Here is a 17,014-nt window from a genome sequence, read left to right on the forward strand (position 1 = left end):
CTTATAACAGGAAGGTTCTTTGCTTTTGTTATAGATTTAGACGGAAAAACAACGTGAAAGTTTCAGAATTCGGGATAATATGACAAATAAATTACAAATCTATACACCTGTGTAACTTGTTCTTCCATTATCGACAATTGTGATAGAATAGAACATCGAGAGGTTAAGAATTGAGGTGTAACCATTGGCTAAACGAATTGTACGCGTTCGAAGGCGCAGCCGAAAGAAAAAGATAAGAAGGCTCGTGTTCGTCCTGTTATTACTTGGACTATTAGTGGGGAGCGGCTTTTATTACGTTTCCCAAGTTTATACAGCATCTTTTGAAGGGTTAGATCGCGGCGAGAAGTCTGATTTGCGGGAAGAAGCCGTAGATATCGGGGATGATCCAATATCTATTCTGCTCCTTGGAGTAGAAGATTACTCCACAAACGGACAAGCCGGGCGGGCGGATACCCAAATTGTCATGACACTCGATCCAAAAACGAATGAAGTGACGATGACATCTGTACCGCGGGATACGCAGATTGAACTACCTGCATCCAAAGTCGGGGAAGAGTATGCCGGCTACCATAAATTAAACGCATCCTATTCAATCGGGGAACTTTCCGGATACGGGGCCGAACGCTTAGCGGTTGAAACGATTGAAGATGAGCTAGGCATTCCTATAGATAAATATGTCACCGTAAACTTCCAAGGGTTCACTGAAATTGTTGATGCACTTGGAGGAGTAACGGTTGATGTCAAAGAAGGGTTCTGGGAACGGAGCCACCTCGATCATGATAAACGAATTGAATTTGAAGCAGGACCACAAAAGATGGATGGAGAAGAAGCCCTCGCCTTTGTTCGGATGAGAAAACAGGCAGCCGCCGTCAACTATCCACGGGATGAAAGACAGAGACAATTCATCAAGGCCGCCATGGACGAGGCTATCTCAGCCGGTACCATCTTTAAAGTTGGAGAAATTACTGATATTTTAGGGAAGAACATTCAAACGAATTTGAGTCCACGTGAAATTTACGCGATTCAGAAAGCCTTCTCTTCCGAGTCTAATGCGAAGACATTTGAAATTGAAGGTGTCAATGAACGGTTGCAGGATGGACTGTATTACTTCACTCCTGATGAGGAGAGTCTCTTTGATGTTCAAACGAAATTGAGAGATGCTCTGAATCTCGATCCACCAGCTGAACAAGAAAATGGCCAGACGAATGAATCTAGTTACGAAGAAACCGACAGTGGCTATAACCAGTCCAATGAATACAACTCATCGGACTCGCAGTATGAAGAAGACAACTATTATTCCCAATAACGAAGCAGCGCCCGCAAATAATGCGGGCGCTTTTTTTCATCATACCAATCAAAAAGAACTCCCCACTCCTGTTTGGAAGTTCTAAAGATGTTATGTATGGATTATATTGCCGTACGCTGGAAGATCAAGATACCGTTCACCCTGCGGAAAGAGTACGGTCCATCGAACGTCAGGAAGCTCTCATCTTCCTGTCTGCGAATTCCGATCCGCTTCACAATTGCTTTACTTCTAAGCAAATTACGGAAGGTGTCTTCCGTCAGGTGCCGAAGAGGCTCAATGACAATTGTCTTATCGATACGCACACTATAGCGCCCGGTGATCGATAGTTCATCCTGATCCAAAAGTAATTTAGTCAAATGCGCCAAACCACTTCATCCTCTCATGCTCATTTATTCACGAATCCCCCGGTACGTCCCCCTCCTTTTAATAGTAATAAAAAAAATGGAAGATGAACACAGGATTTTTTCCTATAAAATAAAGTATAGGAAAAATTATCATATTGACTCGTCGTATATATTACGATATAAAGCATTGCTACATAAAAATACCTCCCCTATATAAGAGGAGGTTCAACACTATTCTTCTATAATGCGGTAATTGGTATGAGCCACTACAGTTCTGTCATACTCAAAGTCAATCTCTGCTAAATTGTCCATGATGGTCAGGTCGACGATGACAGACTGTTGGCATTGACTGGGGATTACTCTTCCTTTAAAAACAATATCGTTTCTTTCAAACGTTACTATTTGACCGGGTGTTGCAATGCGATCATCAGGCTTTATCATCTTTCTCTACCCTTTCTCATATTCATATTTTCAACAAAGTTGAATTCATTTTACATCTAATTGACAAACAATTCAAATAAAATGTTTTACAGGATATATTACTCGATTCCATTAAAAAAAACAAGTCGAACCAGACTTAAACTGTTATACCCTCCTAACAATTATGTCAAAACATGTGGTAAAATATTCTATAATTTCTCGTTACATAGAAAGGAAGTCTATGGTGCACACACCTTTGCCGAGAGTCAAGAAAGTTATTCTAAGTATCTTCGCAATTACCTTTGTATTATTCATTACCGGAATCATCATACTCTACAACTTAGGGAGTGGCTTTTTGTTCATAGAGGATTCAGAAGACGTGCAGCCGGCAGATGCTCTCATTGTTTTGAGCGGCGAATCCAACCGTCTCCCTTATGCCGTCGATCTCTTCAATCAAGGACTTGCCGATTCTATCATTCTCACAAATTCTACAGAGAAGGGCGTAACACGAGAGGACGCAGAGAACCTGGGTGTTCCATCGGACGCGATTATTGAAGAAACGGAGGCCGAGAGCACCTTGGATAATGCTGTATTATCCGAAGAAATCATGTTCAAATACGACTTCACTTCAGCAATTGTGGTAACAAGCGATTACCATTCCCGTAGGACGAAGATGACCTTTGATAAGATCTATGAAGATTCCATCGACCTTTCCTATGCATTCGCCCCCTCCTTTTTCGACGCAAGTGACGGATTAAATGAGCGGGAACAAAAAATGACGTTCAGTGAGTATGTGAAGTATATCGCCTATTCCGTCAGACTGCTGACTTATTAATCGGGTAGAGGGCAGAGTCCCCTCTACCTTTTCTTTTTTCTGGAAATCACTAGATTAGTCCCATAGACATTCGAAGCTTTATTCTATATTATGAAAGCGATTTCATTATTATGAGGGGGAATGCAGAAAATGAAAAAGTGGTCGCTTATTTCATTGGTCGGTATTGCACTTTTGTTTTTGCTTTTTGCGCAACCGTTTGCACAGAAAGCGGATGCGGCGGAGACTACATATGACAAGGTAGTTCTTCGCGGCAGTGCGGAGTCATTGGATTGGGGGTCGGATAATCATCCACTTGCTTATGATGCAGAGAAGCAGCTTTGGGAAAGTGCACCTGTGGAACTAAAGGGTGGAAAACTCGTGGAATACAAGTTCGTCTATGACGGCAAGTGGATGGAAGGATCGAACTTGACGTTCACCCCTTCTCAAGATGGAAAATATATCTTTACCTTCCATCCGGACAAAGAAAGGACCGTTGATATCCGCTTAGCGGATACCCACAGCGGCAGTGTCACGTTGAATTTGTCTGTGCCTGAAGAGACACCGGACTGGGCAATCCCGACTGTCGCATCAAGCAAAAACGGTTTCAATTACACCGTCAGCCCGATGGAGAAAACAGGAGACGGCATCTACACCCTCCGCGTTGTCGGGGATGCTTCCAAGGAGCTTACCTACTTCTACAGCCTTTCAGGTGAAGCTTATAAGGAAGATCGGACAGATCCGCGGACCGTAACGCTGCGTGAAGACGGCGACAACGTGTACGATAAAGTCGACAAATGGTTGACAATTCCAGTCGCCCAATCTGTGCGTCATGATTTTAATCACGCCCCTTACACTCCTAATAAAAAAGACGTCGTCCAGGTAGAAGTAGAGGTCCGGCATTTCGGCCCAATTGACGCAGGCGCGGTCTACTACACGACAGACGGATCGATTCCAGATGGAAAACGCGGAACAGCTGTTCAAGGCAGGACGTCCTTCCTTACTGTTCAAGAGACATCTACTGCCCCGGACGGTTTACAGACGTCCATATTGGAAGGCACCATTCCTGCTCAAAAGAACAAGACCCGCGTCAAATATAAGATAGATGTGTGGAACAAGTCATCTGAAGGGTCCCAGTTTGCTGATAATAACGCGTTGACATCTGAGGAAGCAACGGAGTTCGCTTACTATGTCGATGACTATAAATCGCCGAAATGGGCAAAAGAAGCAGTCATCTATCAAGTTTTCGTCGACCGTTTCCGGGATGGCGATGTAACCAACAACACATCCGTTCAGCCTGATCTTCCGAAAGACGAACAACTGAAAGGCTGGATGGGAGGAGACCTTCAGGGAGTCATCGATAAGCTGGATTACATCGAAGAACTGGGTGTCAATACGTTATGGATCTCACCGATCTATGAAGGGCCCTATTCCCACGGTTATCATCCAACCGATTTTATGAAAGTTGATCCCCGGTTCGGCAGCAATCAGCTGATGAAAGAACTGGTCAAAAAAGCGCACAAACGGGATATGAAAGTCATCTATGATCTCGTTCCCAACCACACATCGAACCAGCATGATTTTTTCCAAGATGCCCTGTCCAAAGGAACAGACAGTAAATACTATGACTGGTACACGTTTACCAAATGGCCGGACGAATACGATACTTTCTACAGTGTCAAAGAGCTTCCGGAGCTGAACAATGACAATCCGGACACGAGGGACTACATGTTGAATGAAGTCGTTCCATTCTGGATGGAAGACATCGGTGTCGACGGCTTTCGTCTTGATTATGCCAAAGGACCGAGCCAGAGCTTCTGGGTCGACTTTCGACATAAAGTAAAGTCGATTGATTCCAACGCATTCATTTTCGGAGAGGTATGGGATGACTTGGATACGATCACATCCTACACCGGCAAGCTTGACGGCGCTATTGATTTCGAAACGCAAACCGCTCTTCACGGCGCATTTATTCAAGGAAAATCGATGAACGAACTGGCTGCTTCGCTTGAAACCATCCAAAACGGGTATGCCGAGGAATTCGTCGCTGCTACGTTCCTTGACAGCCACGATATGCCACGCTTCTTCTATGAAGCGAAGGAGAACGAAACGACAATGAAAAACGCGGCCACTCTTCAATTCCTGCTTCCGGGAGCACCGATCATTTATTACGGTGATGAAGTAGGGCTGTCCCAAAGCGGTGACCACAATGCTGTAGAAGAATGGAAGGACCGCTATTACCGCGAATTTATGCCCTGGAATAAGCAGGAACAAAACAGGGAAATCAAAAATCATTACAAGAAGTTGATTGATATCCGCACGAAGGAGCAGGCGCTCACCCACGGCGATTTCAGGATTGTTTACTCTGATGAAGACGTCCTTGTTTTTGAAAGGAAAACACGTAAAAATCATGTATTAGTCGTCGTTAACCAGGGAACAGAGAATCAACGCCTGGACGCTTTTGAATTATACAATCAGCGTACCCCTAATCGTGTGCAGCTCCAATCACTGTTGGACAAGGATAAATACAAGAGTCATAAAGGGAAATTGATGATTGAAAGTGAAGCAAAAACAGTATCCGCCTTTGAAGTCAAAGGTAAACTGAGATAAATAAGTGAGCCCCCTCCGTATAGATGGAGGGGGCTCACTTATTATAATCCCATAGGATACGCCATTCCCCTTCTTCCTTCGTAACGTAAACGAATTGTGTAAAAAGGAAGTGTCCGTATTTACCATGGTACGTCTGTGTGACCACCATTTCGTAGACAACACCAAACGGCTCCCCATCCTTCTCCATCTTCCAGTTATCTCTTTTCTTCTTGCCGTCTATCGTAAAGGTGAAAGTGTCCGCACCGAAGTGGTTCATAAATACGTGGGATCGGTCTTGGATGTATGGTCCTTTCGCAAATTTCTCCTGTATGCTGGTATGTAACAATTCCCATGACTTATTGTACTCGCCTTCCTGCTCCAACGTATAAAACTCATCGACCACTCGTTCAGCTTGATAACTCGGCCTTGTCATAATGAAAAATGCTCCGGCAGCTATCAGTGTCAGCAATAAGAACAGAATGAAGAGGATTAATGCAGGCTGCTTCTTCCTTTTCATTTCTTCCCCCCTCCTTCCTTACCCTATGCAGAAGAAGGACAAAAAAGAGCCTGGCATCAAATGGCGGGCTCTTTTTTGTCCTTTATCCTTATGCCTGGTTGACTGTCCGCAAATTTGGCTGATTGAACAGGATGCCCCTCTGCCCAAGGCCAACGGATTATCTTGATTTTCCTTTTTATCCATTGCGTATCTTTCTTCGTATTTAGGGATTTCCTGTGCGGTAAGCTTTTTCATCCAAAAAAAGACACCTGTATCCAGGTGTCTTTCCAGAAGTTTTATTCTGTAATCGTGTCAAAATACTCTTTCAGTTGATTGATCCGGTTTGTCATGCTGCTTGGGCTTACCCCATATTTTTCAGCAACAGCTTTCTTTGTAACTTTTTGTGTCTCTTCCCGGAAGTACGTCGTTGTGACAAACATATGCTCAAGCGCTGCAGCGACGACTTCAGGCTTTCTAAGATTCGGCTGCTCTGCTTCTTTATAAGACAGCCATGCTCTCTCCAGTCGATCAACCGCTTCTTGATCATCCATATCCAGCTGCAACAACTCCAGCACTTCATCGTTTTCATTGGAAGGAGCTGCTTTTGCCTGCTCTTCTGTCTGCACCTGCTGCTCCCCGTTCATGAACATCCATTTTCTCAGGGATTCAATAAATGTCTCTTCCAGATAAGCCTCGATGGAGGATGCTTCTGATGCAGCATAATTCTCTTCCAGCTGTTCTCGGAAGGAAAGGTAGGATTCCTCATAATTAGGGATGGACAATGGAATGAAGTTAAAGACCGGTCCCCACTTCAGAAGGATACCAATGCAGTAAGGCATGCGCGCATAGTTCTCTTCCTTAAGAGGAATCCCCTGCTGATTGACTTCCAACAGTTCCTTCGTCCAAACGTCCTCGACGGTGACACTTTGAGCAGCGTCAACGTTGACAATTTTAAAAATGCCGGTCTTCGGCTGCTTCCACTCTTCCATAGAAGCAAGCGTGGAAGGTCGGTTTATTTTTTTCTTTTTCTTCTCAAAGAACTCATCGAAGATCGTGCCGCCATTCTCCTGTTCTTCCATAAAGACCTTCTGCACCATTCGGAAGGCCGCTTCGATTTCTTCTTCCTGGGTCTCTTTTTGCTCCAGCGGAGCCAAATTCGGGTAGTTGCGGTTCACATAAGCCATCAAGTGACTGTAATGATTGTTCAGCTCTTCATGGAGCGATACAGAACCTAATCCCTCTACGTTCTTATTCATACAACATTTCTTATATTTTTTCCCACTTCCACAAGGGCATGGGTCATTCCGTTTGATCTTACTCATATTAATTCCTCTCCTAATTCTAAACGTCAACTCTACTAGGGTAACGGATATTGACCGAACATGCAAAAATTCTTAAAAAAATCTAAGAAAAAGGACCCTGCACTCCTAATGGAAATCGGGGTGCAAGGACCTATCCTGACAGCTATATATCCCTTCTGAGCGCACGCAGAACATCAATCCTCGTTGCCTTGTTCGCAGGCTTCCATCCTGATATCATAGCAATGCCGATGCTGAGAATGACACAGGCGACTGCTAGATAGGGTGGGATAAAGGACAACTGAATCGCTGCCTCCGGCGTTTCCTCAAACACTTGTTTCATTACCAAAGGCAGAATAAAGTTAATACCAATGCTGACAGCGTAAGCAGCGAGGACACCTGCTAAGGCACCGATCAAACCAATGCAGCCACTTTCCATTAAAAAGATACTTCGAATCATCTTCGGGTGACCGCCGATCGCTTTCATGATGCCGATATCCTGTGTCCGTTCCGTTACGGCCATGGACATCGTATTGAATATACCGATGGACGCGATTAGAAGAGCAATAGTTCCGATGATGACAAGACCGGTCTTGATGACTGCAAAAACGACATTCACTTCATCAATCTGCTCGGTTACGGAATAAACATTATACCCTTCTTTCTTCAATTCCTCTGTTACGTTCTCCACCTGTTCCAGGCTTCCGGCAATGACATTGACTTCACTGAAAGAACGAGGTTCGTTTAGATCCTGGAGCAGTGCAATCTCGTCATCGCTCATCGCTGTCTGTATTTGCGCACCGTTCTTCGTACCGGTAAATGCTTCGATTTTCTCAAGCATGGATTCAGAGATTAATACTTCATTTCCTACTTCCCAATCCCGTGCAGGTTCTTCCGCCACACCTACAATCGTAACAGGATACATGTTCGTTACGCGCTCCCCTTCTTTGATCTGTTCTATTTCAATGTCTGCTGACTTCCCTAATACCGGTTCATCATAGCGATTCTGTTTTTTTACAAGTCCATCGGGATCATAAAGCTCTTCATCCGCCCCTTCCTCCTGATTGACGAGTAGTTTGTCGAAGTGATAGCCGACCAGCACTTCATTTTCTTTCGCCGGCATGCGTCCTTCAGCCAGCTTCAATCCAGCCTTCTTCTCAGAATTAAAATCCACCATTTCCACAGAAGGTTGGACTTCATAGTCTCCAAGTTTGGTTACAGCCGGGTTCTCCACTATCGTAGAACGGGAGACGGCTTTTACCCCATCCAGTTCCTCCAGACGATCGACGTCCTGCTGTGTGAGTGCAGGATTCTCTCCCTCGGCCACTTCTGATTTCCCAAAGATGGAAACTTCCGTAACAGCCCTATCCTTCATCAAATCATCGACAATATATTTCTGAGCCCCAATACCTACGGAAGCAAGTATGATAAGGAACGCGCAGCCGATCGCTGTCGCAAGCATGGTCATCGCAACACGGGATCTGTTTTTCTTCATGTTCTGCCGGATAAATCGGAACCTGTCTTTCCACTTCATCGGATCGCCCCCTTATCCAATCGTTCAACGACCGAGCCATCTTCCAGACGGATGACCCTGTCCGCAACGGAAGCCACTTCTTCATCATGAGTAATCAGAACGAAGGTGATGCCTTCTTCTTCATTCAATTGTTTAACAAAAGAAAGCAGTTCGTCTTCTGTTTCCTGATCCAGGCTTCCGGTAGGCTCGTCCGCTAAAATAATGGGGGGCTCGACTATGAGCGCCCGTGCCACGGATACCCGCTGCTGCTGTCCTCCAGACAGTTCGGACGGATAATGCTCTGCATAGTCGTCAAGGCCGACTTTCGCAAGCATTGATTTGACAATCGCCCCTCTGTCAGCCTCATTGATCCCCTTCATGACAAGCGGGAGTTCAATATTTTGAAAGGCTGTCATACTCGGAATCAATTGAAAGCTTTGGAAAATGAATCCTAGATTCTCTGCACGAAACGTAGCCCAATCGCCTTCTGATAAAGCAGTAACGTCTGTACCATTAAGTACAATTTCCCCTTGCAGTGGCTTGATATATCCGCTTAACAAATTCAGAAGTGTGGACTTGCCTGAACCACTCTTGCCTATTACTGCAACAATTTCCCCTTTATTGATTTTAAGATCAATCCCTTTCAACACAGGTATTTCCTGACGACTATTTTTCTTTCCGACATAAAAAGAATGTGCCAAACCACGTATGACAATCACGTTTACCTTCCTCCCTTTTCCTCTTCTACTACATAAGACGAGGAGGAAGATGGGATCATTTCATTTATTTTCATAAAAAAAAGAACTTCCCTTAAGGAAGTTCTCAAGCTGATCCGTGATTCCCGGATTCCGCTGCAAGAGCGTCTGCTTTCGTTTGGTGCACAGTCCCAAACGGATGCTGGGGCGGGGCATAGATGGAATAGAGCTTCAACGGTTTGTCACCTGTATTAATAACGTTATGCCATGTTCCGGCGGGGACCATGATGGCATAACCATCGTACGCTCTGTCCTCAAATGTAACCGTTTCTTTCGTGCTCCCCATTTGTACGAGTCCTTCCCCTTCTTCGACACGTAGAAATTGATCGACGTCCGGATGGATTTCCAGGCCGACATCGTCGCCGACACCGATGCTCATTAACGTTACCTGCAGATGATCTCCCGTCCATATCGCCGTCCGAAATGTGTCATTCGCTTTCGTTGCTTCATCGATATTAAGCACATAAGGCTGCTTGCCAAAATCTTTGCCCTCCGATCTCCCATCATATGCGAGCGTCTGCAGGCGATTCGCCTGAATGACTTCGTCATTGCATACTCTCCCGAACCACTGACGAATGGTTGGATGCTGATTGGTGTAGTATTGCTGGCGGTCCATCTGATAATTACGCACATTTACTTCATATGCTTTTATCAAACCTTCCGGATAACTATGAAACGGCATCCTTTCAATCTTGTATTCCGGCTGTTTGCCTGCAAGCTGAATATAAAGCGCTGTCCTTTGCTGCAAACGGTCGTTCCCCTCTTCCAACGACTTCTGCATCTCCCCTTGGTGCATAGAAGACGGCGCTGATGCAAGCAGTCGGGTGTACAAGTCTACCGCTTCCGCCTCTGACTTAATTGCATTTTTAAGGCCGTTCAGCATTTGTTCAGAACCATCCTGTCTATAGACGGACGGATGCGCCGGGCTCTGGTACGACCTATGACTGTTCGGATACATACTATCATCTCCTCGATCCATGATCTCCCATATCCTATGCAACCTGTGCCCAAGTGTCCGTCATTTTCAAGATTACCTACTTCCTTCCCATAAGGATCATTCTTTTTTTAACATTTTTGTAAGCGGAACCATTTTTATATTGACGGGGAAGGAATCTTTCTATAGTTTTAGTAGGAAGCGTTCGTTATTTTATTCATGCAAACGTTTGCCCCAATATATGTGTAAAGGAGTCCTGTCATGACTCATGAAAAAGATGTTAAGAAACTGACACTGTTTACGCTCACATGGCCTATTTTCATCGAAGTGCTTCTACATATGCTGATGGGGAACGCCGATACCCTCATGCTCAGTCAGTACTCGGATGAGGCAGTCGCCGCTGTAGGGGTAGCCAACCAGATCCTTTCCGTTATCATCGTCATGTTCGGATTTATTGCAACGGGAGCGGCTATCCTTGTCGCTCAAAACCTAGGAGCCGGAAAACCGAAAGAGGCAGGAGCCATTTCCGTTACTTCCCTCAGCGTGAACTTGTGGTTCTCACTTCTCTTAAGTTTCGGCTTATTTCTTTTCAGTGAGCCTATTCTTGCCGTAATGGACCTTCCTGCCCAGCTTATGGGGGAAGCTGTCGATTATATGAATATCGTCGGTGGATTGATTTTTGTCCAAGCATTGCTCATGACAGCAGGCGCTATTCTGAGGAGTTATGGGCATACAAAGGATACGATGTATGTCACGATCGGCATGAATATTGTCAACGTAATAGGAAACTACATTGTCATTTTCGGACCGTTCGGGCTGCCTGTTTTCGGCGTCCAGGGAGTAGCCGTCTCTACCGCCGTTTCCCGTGGTTTAGGATTCATCGTGCTCTTTCTCCTATTAGTGAAACGCGTGTCGAGTTCTCTTCCTTGGACAGCCCTCTACCGTTATGAAATCAAGCATATCAAAAGTTTACTGAATATCGGAATTCCATCAGCGGGAGAACAATTATCGTACAATGCAAGCCAGATGGTCATTACGTACTTCGTCGCACAGATGGGCGCGACTGCTCTCACAACCAAGGTGTACGCCCAAAATTTGATGATGTTCATATTCCTTTTCTCAGTCGCAATCGGCCAGGGCACACAAATTCTGATTGGCCATCATATAGGAGCAAAGGAAACCGAGCGGGCATACAGGCAGTGCATGCGCAGTCTGAAGCTTGCGATTACCGTCTCGATTGTAGTCGCTGTCGTTTTCTACTTCTCAAGCGATATCCTGCTCGGTTTGTTTACGGACGACCCATTAATTATTGCATCGGGCGGGACCTTACTGCTGCTCAGTATCCTACTGGAACCAGGGAGGGCGTTCAATCTTGTCGTCATCAATTCTCTAAGAGCGGCAGGCGATGTCCGTTATCCCGTCGTCATCGGTATTCTTTCCATGTGGGGGGTCCAAGTCACAATCGCCTGGCTGCTCGGTCTTCCGCTTTCCTACGGGCTGATCGGTATATGGATCGCCTTTATTGTCGACGAATGGCTGCGGGGACTGCTTATGCTGCGAAGGTGGCGAGGAAGAACCTGGTACAAGAAATCATTCGTTCACCAAAATAACCATGATACTGAGTTAAAGAAAAAAAACCATGCATAAAAAAACCTGTGCTTTAAAGCACAGGTTTTTTTCATACCAAATCAGTCTTAAACTCACGAACGTTACCACTCAATTGGTCGGAAAGCTCCGACAGCTGCTGCGCACTGGCAGAAACCTCCTCCATTGAAACCGTCGTTTGATTGGTGGAGGCAGCCACTTCCTCCACGCTCGCAGCTGCTTCTTCTGTGACGGATGCAATCTCTTCAATTGAGGCACTCATGTGGCTGCTGTCTGTCGTTATATCTTCCAGATGGGTGGATATATGCTTAATTCGCTCAACCATCTGCGTCACAGATCCTTGAATAGTAAGGAACGTTCCCTCTGTTTGTTCAAGCTGCTCAGACCCGGTAGTAACCTCTTTATACCCGCTCTCTAAAGAACCCGCTACATTCGTAGATTCCTGCTGGATAGTATGTACAATCTTCGTAATGCTTCCTATAGATGAGGATACTTGCTCTGCCAATTTGCGGACTTCACCCGCAACGACAGCAAATCCTTTTCCGTGTTCTCCTGCTCTTGCTGCTTCTATTGCAGCATTCAGGGAAAGGAGGTTCGTCTGGTCGGCAATTGCCTGAATGACTTGGACCAGGTTGGTGATTTCCTTGGATTGATGTTCCAATCCCTGCACCTTGTCCACAGCATCTTTAACAATAGTATGAATCTTGTTCATCTGATGAACAGACTGCTGCATCAGCTTCCTTCCTTCATCCGTCATCTGAAGCACCTCATGAGACGTACCGGCTATTTCCTTGCCGGTCTGATCTGCCTCCTTAATTTTCAGCGTAAACCGATCCATCATAACGGAAAGATTGCCGGAACTGTTCGCCTGGGATTCTGCTCCTGAGGAAAGTTCCTGCATGGTGGAAGCCACCTGACCGCTTCCTTCTTTTACTTCATTGGCGGAGTGAGTCAGCTCCATACTTCGTCCTGCTACTTCATTGGATGCCTGAGATACACGCTTCACCAAAGAACGAAGGCCGTCCACCATGTCATTAACTGCGTTGGCAAGCTGACCGATTTCGTCCTGCCTCTTCACTTCCACACGGCCTGTCAAATCCCCATCACGAATTCGCTTCATTGATCCCAGAAGAATTTGGATGGACTTATTCAGTCTTCCTCCAAAGACGTATGCAAACAACGCGCCGAGCAGTAATGCAAGGATTAGGAAAGCAATAAGGAAGACGTTGATACTGTTTTCCAGGGTCATAATGAATGAACCATCCATATCCACCCCTGCAACGGCATCCGAATTTTCCAATGGGATAACTATTGATTTATGCGTATCTCCGTCTACCGGGTCTTTATAGAAATCTGTCATGACTGTCTGTTTGTTATCCAGAGCCTGCTTTTGTTCTTTCGTAAGGGGCGACTCCACCATCATTTCTCCGCTTCCATTTCTGCTAACGTAGTAACCTTTCCCTTCCTTTTGTGTAAGGATATAAGCATGCTTGAGTTTATCATTGTCCTCTACGATAGAGTCCATGGTTTTTAATAAACCCGCATGATTTCCTTCGGGATTGCGGATCGCCTGAAGTATGCGGTAATCATCGACCGCCTGAACAAGTTCATTCCCCGTGTCTTCCAGTGTGCTTTCAAATTGAGGAACAAGATAGGAATCAATGATATGGCTGGACAACACTTTGACAAATCCAAAAACAAGGACTCCTAATATAACAATAGGAATCAAGAAGTTAAGAAACAGCTGCGCCCGCAGCGACTTTTTAGGGTTCATAAATCTGCTTCACTTTCCTTTCCTTAAGATTGAGTAGGTTGGTATCACCTATTTACACTCTTTCTTATATCGGCGGAAATTTCTGATAATATAGTTCTATTTATGGATAATGACTTAATACTTTTCGACTACGAAATAAAAAATAAACCGGACTCTGAAAAGTCCGGTTTATACGGATAGGTTCTCTTGATCAAACTGTCTGGAAAATGCCTGCAATTGATCCAGGTCCGCAATGTCTTCCGTGAATAAAGGAATCTTCAAAAGCCGTTGTTCCTTAAAAATCTCACCGATGTCCTGCATGTACATCTGTTCCTGCTTTCTTCTACGTTCAAGAAAGCTTCCGTCTGCATCAGGCGGAAGCACTTTGTTAACTACCAGCGTATGGACACGGATGTCGTAGGTGTCCAACTGACGGACTGCCTGCTTTGTTTCAAGAATTGGAAGGCGCTCCGGATTTAAAACAAACAGGAAGCCCGTCTTATCTTCATCAAGGATAATTCCTCGGGCTTTGGCAAACTTCTCGCGCCGCTCCTGCAGCACCTCGTATATCGGATCTTCCACAGGTTCTCCATCATGAAGCAGCTGCGTATAGGTATCATTCACTTTCTTCCGCCTTTCCAACAGCCCGTCCACCCACACGGTCATCATTTCCGGCAGAGTAAGGAGACGGATCGTGTGACCGGTTGGTGCTGTGTCAAAAATGATCTTATCGAAATCCTTCTCCTCGATCATAATGGATATCAGCTTATCGAACAGTGCCGCTTCTTCTGCCCCGGGGGTAGAAGAAGCAAGATCGATTTGTCTATGTACTTCCTCGATCATTTTCGCATGAACGAGTCCCTTCAGGTTATTTTTCACTCCTTGAATATACCGCTTCGCTTCCTTCCCTGGATCGATTTCTAATCCCCACAAGCCATCCATCAGCGGCTTTTTACTATTTTCTAATTGCTTATGAAAAATATCACCTAAGTTGTGAGCTGGATCTGTGGAGACAACGAGTGTCCGATAACCACGGCTCGTGTAACTTAGTGCAAGAGCTGCTGCCGTCGTCGACTTTCCCACTCCTCCTTTTCCTCCTACAAAAATGATTTTGTTCTTCTCTATACTTGTCATCTTACCCCTCCTCAACAGCAGCGGATTCCCTCCAGAGGTGATTTCTCCATACCCATCCGGAGATGCCAATCATGGAATTTCTCCACGATATGAGGATACAGCTCGAGCGTGTAGTAAAAGGCAGGGTTTGGAATCCCCAGCATGTCTGAATAAATCAGGAGAAGAAACAAGTCCTCCTCCTGCCTCAGCTCCCTTGCAATTTCACGCTTATGAGGAACCCGCAGCATTTCATCATACATTTGTATCAGGCGTTTAATGGAGTAGCTTTTCTTCACTGCCGACATCCCTCCAAACTTTTATGCACTTTTTTCAATAGAATCCTTATTCCTGCCGGTAAGGGTGGAAACAGCTGTCAACAAGATCCATAACGTAAATACAAGAATAATTGCCCCGAAGGTGAAGAGCATCCAATCACTGCTTTCCGCCCACGGTGCCCATTCCATGAAAACCTGGGTGATCATGGCCCATAATGTCATAAACATAAGGAATACCATAGGAATGATCGTCGGCAGGTAATTTCTCCCCTGCCTCTTCAGCCAGATGGATACAAGGAGAAGACTGATGCCTGCAAGCAGCTGATTGGATGTACCGAACAACGGCCAAAGCAGGTAACCACCAGATCCAAACCCTTTTGGTCCTTGCGGAATTAATGTGAGAGCCGCACTGGACACGACGGCAAGCGTTGTCGCTGCATGTGTCTTTGTAAGCGGGGTAACATTATATTCCGACCCAAGCTCTGCAATAATGTATCGCATCAGACGGACGGATGAATCCAGCGTTGTCGCCGCAAAGCTTACAACAATGACAGATACGATCGTAGAAGCGACAGAAGCGGGAATACCTAGTCCCGACGCCAGCTGGCCGGCACCTTGAATAAATACACCGAGGCCTGCATTGCTCGCTTCGGCAAACCCACTGTACGTTGCTGTGAATTCTCCCCTGGTCGGGAAGAATGTGATAACTGCGATAATAGCGACAAGAGCGAGTGCACCTTCACCAACCGATCCCAGATACCCGACAAATCGTGCATCTTTTTCATTATTCAACTGTTTGGAAGAGGTCCCTGAGGATACAAGTCCATGGAAACCGGAAATCGCTCCACAGGCGATCGTGATGAATAATAGTGGAAACCAGGAAGTGTCCGCAGCACCATTGGTCACAGGAGCCGTAATTTCAGGGTTGGTGAACAAAAGGCCGAGATAAAGCAGACCTAGCCCGACAATAAGTTGGTGGGAATTAATATAATCCCTCGGCTGCAATAGTTTCCATACAGGCAAAGTGGATGCAATGTACACATAAACCATCAGAACAACAATCCAGACAAAGAAGGACATGGATGTTGCATTCAAACCGAAAATTGTTTCTGCACCTTCTCCTCCAAAATAGCGGACGAGATCAATTTGCAGAGCAGGAACGTAGCTGGCTACGATTGCAGAAAGATACATGACAGCAAGAGCGACGACGGATGGAAGCAGCATATTTCCCTGTCTTTTATACACGTGATAACCGATCCATACTGCTAACGGGATTTGAATAAATACGGACAGGACACTGGCAGGAAAAGAAATGAAAAGGTTGGCGATTACCCAGGCGAAGACAGCGTTAACCATCAACACCAACAATAAGATGATGAATAGGAATAAGACCTTTGCCCGCTGACCGATCAACTTGCTGGCAAGTGTGCCGATTGACTGGCCTTTGTTCCGCACGGATAGAACAAGCGTACCGAAGTCATGTACGCCGGCCGCGAAAACGGTACCGAGAAGCACCCATAACACTGCTGGAAGCCATCCCCAGTAAACAGCGATTGCTGGTCCTACGATTGGCGCTGCGCCTGCTACGGAAGTGAAGTGATGCCCCCATAAGATAAACTTATTGGTTGGGACGAAATCGACACCATCTTTATATTGATGGGCAGGCGTTACATAGTTTGGATCCAACCTGTAAATTTTGTCTGCTATGAATCTCGAATAATAGCGATAACCCAGAAAAAACACGAAGCTGCCTACAACCGCAAGCCAAATACCACTCACACAATCCCTCCTCTTAATGTACG

General features: G+C 45.6%; 16 protein-coding genes and 1 pseudogene. 4 read left to right on the forward strand and 13 right to left on the reverse strand.

The genetic code is table 11. The features are described 5' to 3' along the window. The first annotated feature begins 184 nt into the window (after positions 1 to 184). Entirely contained in the window at positions 185 to 1,306 is a 1,122-nt protein-coding gene (locus tag M662_RS14800; RefSeq protein WP_026578196.1) for an LCP family protein, read from the forward strand. A gap of 101 nt (positions 1,307 to 1,407) precedes the next feature. Here M662_RS14800 and M662_RS14805 read toward each other — a convergent pair whose 3' ends face one another. Both M662_RS14805 and M662_RS14810 read right to left on the reverse strand, forming a co-directional pair. After that, positions 1,408 to 1,662: a hypothetical protein gene (locus tag M662_RS14805; RefSeq protein ID WP_153017415.1), complete on the reverse strand. Its 255-nt coding sequence runs from the start codon at positions 1,660 to 1,662 to the stop codon at positions 1,408 to 1,410. Between the two features lie 219 nt (positions 1,663 to 1,881). Further along, a complete protein-coding gene (locus M662_RS14810) occupies positions 1,882 to 2,091 on the reverse strand; it encodes a YkvS family protein (RefSeq protein WP_008635516.1) in 210 nt (69 codons plus the stop codon). 334 nt (positions 2,092 to 2,425) lie between these two features. Between M662_RS14810 and M662_RS14815 the strand changes: the two genes are divergently transcribed. Further along, complete coding sequence (locus M662_RS14815; protein ID WP_162129304.1) at positions 2,426 to 2,905, forward strand: YdcF family protein; 480 nt, start codon at positions 2,426 to 2,428, stop codon at positions 2,903 to 2,905. 129 nt (positions 2,906 to 3,034) lie between these two features. Next, positions 3,035 to 5,491 (forward strand): glycoside hydrolase family 13 protein, encoded by a 2,457-nt coding sequence (locus M662_RS14820; RefSeq protein WP_026578194.1) that lies wholly within the window; start codon positions 3,035 to 3,037, stop codon positions 5,489 to 5,491. Between the two features lie 34 nt (positions 5,492 to 5,525). Here the strand turns inward: M662_RS14820 and M662_RS14825 are convergent, their stop codons facing one another. The 6 genes from M662_RS14825 to M662_RS14850 form a co-directional block, all read right to left on the reverse strand. Beyond that, positions 5,526 to 5,987 carry a hypothetical protein gene (locus M662_RS14825; RefSeq protein WP_008634234.1) on the reverse strand — a complete coding sequence of 154 codons (462 nt, stop codon included), beginning with the start codon at positions 5,985 to 5,987 and terminating at the stop codon, positions 5,526 to 5,528. Positions 5,988 to 6,005: 18 nt separating this feature from the next. Further along, a complete protein-coding gene (locus M662_RS14830; RefSeq protein WP_008634232.1) occupies positions 6,006 to 6,221 on the reverse strand; it encodes a hypothetical protein in 216 nt (71 codons plus the stop codon). A 41-nt stretch (positions 6,222 to 6,262) separates the two neighbouring features. Continuing rightward, positions 6,263 to 7,288, reverse strand: a complete 1,026-nt coding sequence (locus M662_RS14835) for a YecA family protein (RefSeq protein ID WP_008634230.1) — start codon at positions 7,286 to 7,288, stop codon at positions 6,263 to 6,265. Between the two features lie 142 nt (positions 7,289 to 7,430). Continuing rightward, positions 7,431 to 8,798, reverse strand: a complete 1,368-nt coding sequence (locus M662_RS14840; protein WP_026578193.1) for an ABC transporter permease — start codon at positions 8,796 to 8,798, stop codon at positions 7,431 to 7,433. Then, positions 8,795 to 9,496: an ABC transporter ATP-binding protein gene (locus tag M662_RS14845; RefSeq protein ID WP_026578192.1), complete on the reverse strand. Its 702-nt coding sequence runs from the start codon at positions 9,494 to 9,496 to the stop codon at positions 8,795 to 8,797. The genes M662_RS14840 and M662_RS14845 overlap by 4 nt, the downstream gene beginning before the upstream one ends. Before the next feature lie 103 nt (positions 9,497 to 9,599). Beyond that, a complete protein-coding gene (locus tag M662_RS14850; RefSeq protein WP_026578191.1) occupies positions 9,600 to 10,490 on the reverse strand; it encodes a cupin domain-containing protein in 891 nt (296 codons plus the stop codon). 237 nt (positions 10,491 to 10,727) lie between these two features. Here M662_RS14850 and M662_RS14855 point away from each other — a divergent pair, with 237 nt between their 5' ends. Beyond that, positions 10,728 to 12,113 carry an MATE family efflux transporter gene (locus M662_RS14855; protein ID WP_026578190.1) on the forward strand — a complete coding sequence of 462 codons (1,386 nt, stop codon included), beginning with the start codon at positions 10,728 to 10,730 and terminating at the stop codon, positions 12,111 to 12,113. A 31-nt stretch (positions 12,114 to 12,144) separates the two neighbouring features. Here the strand turns inward: M662_RS14855 and M662_RS19770 are convergent, their stop codons facing one another. The 5 genes and pseudogenes from M662_RS19770 to M662_RS14875 form a co-directional block, all read right to left on the reverse strand. Beyond that, the gene (locus M662_RS19770) at positions 12,145 to 13,101 is read right to left on the reverse strand and encodes a methyl-accepting chemotaxis protein (RefSeq protein WP_442858836.1); all 957 of its coding nucleotides are present in this window, start codon (positions 13,099 to 13,101) and stop codon (positions 12,145 to 12,147) included. Between the two features lie 42 nt (positions 13,102 to 13,143). Then, a pseudogene (locus M662_RS19775) lies at positions 13,144 to 13,845 on the reverse strand (hypothetical protein); the annotation flags it as partial. 168 nt (positions 13,846 to 14,013) lie between these two features. Further along, on the reverse strand, positions 14,014 to 14,958 hold the full coding sequence (locus tag M662_RS14865; RefSeq protein ID WP_008634212.1) for an ArsA family ATPase: 945 nt from the start codon (positions 14,956 to 14,958) through the stop codon (positions 14,014 to 14,016). An 11-nt stretch (positions 14,959 to 14,969) separates the two neighbouring features. Then, the gene (locus M662_RS14870) at positions 14,970 to 15,197 is read right to left on the reverse strand and encodes a cory-CC-star protein (protein ID WP_235601511.1); all 228 of its coding nucleotides are present in this window, start codon (positions 15,195 to 15,197) and stop codon (positions 14,970 to 14,972) included. A gap of 57 nt (positions 15,198 to 15,254) precedes the next feature. Beyond that, positions 15,255 to 16,991 (reverse strand): carbon starvation CstA family protein, encoded by a 1,737-nt coding sequence (locus M662_RS14875; protein ID WP_026578189.1) that lies wholly within the window; start codon positions 16,989 to 16,991, stop codon positions 15,255 to 15,257. Positions 16,992 to 17,014 lie beyond the last annotated feature (23 nt).

This window comes from Bacillus sp. SB49, from assembly GCF_000469135.2.
Lineage (GTDB): Bacteria > Bacillota > Bacilli > Bacillales > Halobacillaceae > Halobacillus.

Bases quoted from the DNA above. Each gene is read 5' to 3' on its own strand.
- M662_RS14810 (WP_008635516.1), bottom strand. From the start codon at position 2,091: ATGATAAAGCCTGATGATCGCATTGCAACACCCGGTCAAATAGTAACG.
- M662_RS14820 (WP_026578194.1), top strand. From the start codon at position 3,035: ATGAAAAAGTGGTCGCTTATTTCATTGGTCGGTATTGCACTTTTGTTT.
- M662_RS14825 (WP_008634234.1), bottom strand. From the start codon at position 5,987: ATGAAAAGGAAGAAGCAGCCTGCATTAATCCTCTTCATTCTGTTCTTA.
- M662_RS14830 (WP_008634232.1), bottom strand. From the start codon at position 6,221: ATGAAAAAGCTTACCGCACAGGAAATCCCTAAATACGAAGAAAGATAC.
- M662_RS14835 (WP_008634230.1), bottom strand. From the start codon at position 7,288: ATGAGTAAGATCAAACGGAATGACCCATGCCCTTGTGGAAGTGGGAAA.
- M662_RS14840 (WP_026578193.1), bottom strand. From the start codon at position 8,798: ATGAAGTGGAAAGACAGGTTCCGATTTATCCGGCAGAACATGAAGAAA.
- M662_RS14850 (WP_026578191.1), bottom strand. From the start codon at position 10,490: ATGTATCCGAACAGTCATAGGTCGTACCAGAGCCCGGCGCATCCGTCC.
- M662_RS14855 (WP_026578190.1), top strand. From the start codon at position 10,728: ATGACTCATGAAAAAGATGTTAAGAAACTGACACTGTTTACGCTCACA.
- M662_RS19770 (WP_442858836.1), bottom strand. From the start codon at position 13,101: ATGGTGGACGGCCTTCGTTCTTTGGTGAAGCGTGTATCTCAGGCATCC.
- M662_RS14865 (WP_008634212.1), bottom strand. From the start codon at position 14,958: ATGACAAGTATAGAGAAGAACAAAATCATTTTTGTAGGAGGAAAAGGA.
- M662_RS14870 (WP_235601511.1), bottom strand. From the start codon at position 15,197: ATGTATGATGAAATGCTGCGGGTTCCTCATAAGCGTGAAATTGCAAGG.